Source organism: Streptomyces roseolus (assembly GCF_014649855.1).
In the GTDB taxonomy this organism is placed as follows: domain Bacteria; phylum Actinomycetota; class Actinomycetes; order Streptomycetales; family Streptomycetaceae; genus Streptomyces; species Streptomyces roseolus.
The window spans coordinates 25549-30141 of sequence record NZ_BMTV01000040.1 but is presented as its reverse complement, the minus strand read 5'-3'; the positions used below and the strand labels follow the sequence as shown (position 1 = coordinate 30141).

The window sequence follows — 4593 nt, the reverse complement described above, 5'->3', positions numbered from 1 at the left end:
AGGCGAGGAGGTACAGGCCCCACCAGACGAGGCTGTCGCCGAAGTAGTTGGGGTGCCGGGTCCAGGCCCACAGGCCCTGGTCCATGATCCGTCCCCGGTTGGCGGGGTCCGCCTTGAAGCGGGCCAGCTGGTGGTCGCCGACGGCCTCGAAGACGAGACCGGTCGCCCACAGCGCGAGCCCGCAGTACGCGAGGGCGTCCAGGGGCGCGGAGCTGTAGGAGGCGGCCTGGACGGGGAGGGAGATCAGCCAGACGAGGGCCGCCTGGCCGAGGTAGACGATGCGCAGCGCGTACAGGGTCCGGTTTCCGGGCGCCTTGTCGAGGAGGGCGGTGTAGCGGGGGTCCTCACCGTGTCCGCGGGAGCGGTGGGCGATGTGGGCGGCCAGCCGCAGCCCCCACAGGAGGGTCGCCGCGGCGACGAGCAGGCGTCGGCCGTCGTCGCCGTGGCCGGCGGAGAGCAGCCAGGTGACGGCGGCGACGGCGGCGAAGGCGAGTCCCCAGGCGATGTCGACGAGGCGGTGCAGTCCGCGGCGCACGGCGATCGCGAAGGTGGCGAGGAGCACCGCCCCGGCCGTCGCCGCGGCGGCGGCGAGGTTGACGCCGAGGGCGCCCCAGTCGGTTCCGGTCACGCCGGCCCCTCCTCGGCGTACCAGGCGGCGGGGGTCGCCGGCATGGCCGACGCCCCTTCGCGGGTGGGGCGTACGGCGAGGATCTGGTCGACGCCCATGCGGCGTTCGGAGAAGGCGAGCGACGCGCCGGCCAGATAGAGGCGCCAGACGCGGGCGGTGGTCGTTCCGACGAGGGCCTCGACGTCGCTCCAGCGCTGTTCGAGGGTGGAGCGCCAGGCGTCGATGGTCGTCGTGTAGTGCTCGCGGAGCGATTCGACGGAGCGGGCCTCCAGGCCGGCGGTCTCCAGGATGTCCACGGTGCGGCCGACGGGGCGCATGTGCATGTCGGGGGCGATGTACGTCTCGATGAAGGCGCCTCCGCCGGGTGCGTGGGAGCCGCGGGACATCTGCTGGATCAGGAGCCGGCCTCCGGGACGCAGCACGTCGTGGAGCTTGGCGGCGAAGGCGGGGTACTCGGCGTCGCCGACGTGTTCGCCCATCTCGACGGCCGCGGCCGCGTCGTAGCCGCCGCCGTCGATGTCGCGCCAGTGCCGCAGCTGGACGTCCACGAGGTCGGACACCCCCTCGCGTGCGGCCCGCGCGGTGACGAACTCGTGCTGGGCGCGGGACAGGGTGACCGCGGTGACGCGGGCCTTGTGCGCGCGCGCCGCGTGGACGGTGAGGGAGCCCCAGCCGCAGCCGACGTCGAGCAGCCGGTCCCCGGGGCCCAAGCCGAGTTTGCGGCAGATCAGGTCGAGTTTGTCGCGCTGCGCGTCGGCCAGGGTGTAGGCCGGATCGCCGGGCCGGGTCCAGTAGCCGCAGGAGTACGCCATCGTCTCGTCGAGGAGGAGGGCGTAGAAGTCGTTGGAGAGGTCGTAGTGATGGCTGATGCCCGCCCGGTCCCGCGCGACGCTGTGCAGGCCGCCGGTCAGGCGGGCCCGCCCGTCGGGCCGCTTCGGGGGCGGTCCGACGGCACCGAGGCGTACGGCGAGGGCGGTGGCCGCGGCCATGCCCGCCGGACCGGGGCGTGTCGCGGGCCGGTCGCGGACGCTGCGGCCGGCTCGGGAGAGGGCGTCGGCGAGGTCGCCCTCGACGTCCAGGTCGCCGGTGACGTACGCCTCGGCCACGCCGAGCTCGCCCGGTTGCCACACAAGGCGGCGCAGCGCGTCGGGCGAGCGGAGGACCACCAGGGGCGCGTCGGCGGGGCCCGTCTGGCTGCCGTCCCAGGCCCGGACGCGCACGGGGAGCGGCCCCGGGAGGAAGTGGCCGAGGAGTCGGGCGAGTCGGTCGGCGGCGGACTTCATCGGGGGGTTCCTTCGGTGAGGAGGAGCTGGCGGACGTCGAGGTAGCGGGAGCGGAATCCGGCTTCCGAGTAGGCGAGGTAGAACTCCCACATGCGCTGGAAGACCGGGTCGAAGCCGAGGCCGGTGACGGCGGGGCGGTGGGCGGCGAACCGTTCCCGCCACAGGCGCAGGGTCTCGGCGTAGTGCTCGCCGAAGCCGTCGTCGGCGACCGTGCGCAGACCGGCGGCGGCCGAGTGCGCGGCGATGGCCTCGCGGGAGGGGATCAGACCGCCGGGGAAGACGTACTTGCTGATGAAGGTGTGGGTGGCGGCGGTGTGCAGCATCTGCCGGTGGCCCATGGTGATGGCCTGCAGGGCGATCCTGCCGCCGGGCGCGAGCGCGCGGCGCAGGGCCCTGAAGTAGGCGGGCCAGTACTCCGCGCCGACCGCTTCGATCATCTCGACACTGATCACGGCGTCGTACCGCCCTTCCGCGTCGCGGTAGTCGCGCAGCTGGACGTCCACCCGGTCGGCGAGTCCGGCCGCCGCGATCCGCTCGCGGGCCAGGGCCGCCTGCTCGGCGGAGAGGGTCAGGGTGGTGACTCGCGCGCCGCGGGCGGCGGCCCGCAGGGCGAGTTCGCCCCAGCCGGTGCCGATCTCCAGCAGCCGGGTGCCCTCGCCGACGCCGGCGAGGTCCAGAAGCCTGTCGATCTTGCGGTGCTGCGCGGAGGCGAGGGACTCGAAGCGGGCGGGGAACCCGGTGAAGACCGCCGACGAGTACGTGAAGGTGGCGTCGAGGAACGTGGCGAACAGGTCGTTGGAGAGGTCGTAGTGGCGCTGGATGTTGGCGCGGGCCCCGTCGCGGGTGTTCCGGTCGGCGACGGGGCGGGCCGACACCCACAGGCCCCGGAGCCGGCGCAGCGGAGCGGGCACCAGCTCGTCGGCGTGGGCGGCGAGGACGGTCAGGACGCCAGCCAGGTCGTCGCTGTCCCATTCGCCGGCCAGGTAGGACTCGCCGAAGCCGATCAGCCCGTCACGCCCGATGCGCTGGTAAAAGGCATCGGAGTCGTGGAGCGTCAGGTGCGGGCCCACCGCCGAAGGACGCGTACCGGCCGGAGGACCGGTCAGGGACAACTTGTCCAGGGCCCGGCTCACCAGGTACCGGGCGACGGCGGTCCGGGCAGGGCCGGCCGAGGGGATCCGGACCACGTCCGGCCAGTGGTCGGCGTCGACGTCCGCACGGCTGAGGGGCGCAGCGGTCGCGGGGCCGCCCGGCGGCGTCTGCTCGGGGACGTCGAGGGTGCGGCCGGCGAGCCGGGAGCGGCTTTCGGAGGTGAGGGCGGGGCGGGTCACGACAGCGTGCCTTTCTGCGGGGCGGAACGGGGACGTGGGTGCACGGGGAGTCCGCGCAGCAGCAGGTGGACGCCGTGGCGGCGGATGCCGGCCGAGACCGCGGCGGTGGACCAGGGTCTGCGCGCGGCCGCGGCCAGCAGCGCGGGCACGGTGGCGGGCCGGCGGCGGCCGCGGACGACCGCGGTGAACGCCCTGCCGTCGTCGTTCTCCAGGTGGACGGTCAGGGCCAGGCGCTCCCCGGGCAGCGGCAGGCGCATCCGGTAGCGGCCGTCGACCGCGAAGAACGGCGAGACGTAGAAGGTTTTGTCCGCCACGGCCTCGTCCGCATCGTCCGTCCGCAGCAGGTAGCAGTGGCGCTGACCGTAGGTGTTGTGGACCTCCGCGACCACGCACACCAGGGAGCCGGAGGCATCGCGGCACCAGAACACGCTCAGCGGGTTGAAGACGTACCCGAAGACCCGGGCGTGCGCCAGCATCACCACCCGCCCGCCGCCCAGGTCGATGTCGTGCGCGGCGAGGAAGGCGTCGAGCCCGGCGCGGAGGGAGTCGGCGGTGCCGGCGAAGTGGTCGCGGGCGTCGAAACGGGCGAGCGGACGCAGTGGCCGGGGCAGCACTGGCAGGTGGTCGAGGTCCACGCACCACAGGTAGGTGCGGTGCCGCAGCGTGTGGTGCAGCGGCGTGCGGCGGACGTGCGTGATCACGCAGTCGTACAGCGCCGCGACGGGCTCCGCGCCCAGGGGGCCCGCGGATATGACGTCTCCTTCGGTGCGGGTCACCAGTCCACCCCCAGGGACCGGGCTGCCTCGACACCGGAGCGGCAGCCGTCCTCGTGGAACCCCCAGCCGTGCCAGGCGCCCGCGTACGCGGTCACACCGGTGTTGAGACGGGGCAGTTCCTTCTGCGCCGCGACCGACGCGGGCGTGTAGACGGGGTGCTCGTAGACCATCCGTTCCACGACCCGGTCCGGGGCGATGCCGGTGTCACCGCCCAGCGTGACGACGTAGCCGGAGCCTGCGGGCAGGCGCTGGAGGCGCTCCATGTCGTAGCTGACGTGTACGGGTGCGGTGGAGGGCTCGCAGCCGGTCATGCGGTAGTTCCAGCTGGCGCGCGCCTTCGGAGAGCGGGGCAGGAGGGAGGTGTCGGTGTGCAGCACGGTGGGGTTGCGCGAGTACGTGAAGGCGCCCAGGAGCCGCTTCTCGTCGGCGGTGGGGTCCGCGAGCATGCGCAGCGCCTGGTCGGGGTGCGTGGCGATGACCACGGCGTCGTACGCGTCGGTGGCGCCGTCGCCGGTGGTGACGAGGGCGCCTCGGCCCGTGCGCCGGACGGCGTCGACCGGGCTGGAGGTGCGGAT

Annotated in this window: 5 protein-coding genes; all 5 read right to left on the bottom strand. The window is 74.0% G+C overall.

The genetic code is table 11. The features are described from left to right. A partial coding sequence (locus tag IE245_RS33045) for a DUF1295 domain-containing protein (protein WP_229851900.1) occupies positions 1-628 on the bottom strand: 628 nt, incomplete at its 3' end. After that, entirely contained in the window at positions 625-1911 is a 1287-nt protein-coding gene (locus IE245_RS33040; RefSeq protein WP_189954453.1) for a class I SAM-dependent methyltransferase, read from the bottom strand. The genes IE245_RS33045 and IE245_RS33040, both read right to left, overlap by 4 nt. Next, positions 1908-3242: an SAM-dependent methyltransferase gene (locus tag IE245_RS33035; RefSeq protein ID WP_189954451.1), complete on the bottom strand. Its 1335-nt coding sequence runs from the start codon at positions 3240-3242 to the stop codon at positions 1908-1910. Before IE245_RS33035 ends, IE245_RS33040 begins: the two co-directional genes overlap by 4 nt. Next, on the bottom strand, positions 3239-4018 hold the full coding sequence (locus IE245_RS33030; protein WP_189954449.1) for a DUF1365 domain-containing protein: 780 nt from the start codon (positions 4016-4018) through the stop codon (positions 3239-3241). Before IE245_RS33030 ends, IE245_RS33035 begins: the two co-directional genes overlap by 4 nt. Next, a partial coding sequence (locus IE245_RS37455; protein WP_373305445.1) for an FAD-dependent oxidoreductase occupies positions 4015-4593 on the bottom strand: 579 nt, incomplete at its 5' end. The genes IE245_RS33030 and IE245_RS37455, both read right to left, overlap by 4 nt.

What these genes read in the sequence shown, in the direction of transcription:
- IE245_RS33040 (WP_189954453.1), bottom strand. Translation starts at nt 1,911, where the DNA reads ATGAAGTCCGCCGCCGACCGACTCGCCCGACTCCTCGGCCACTTCCTC.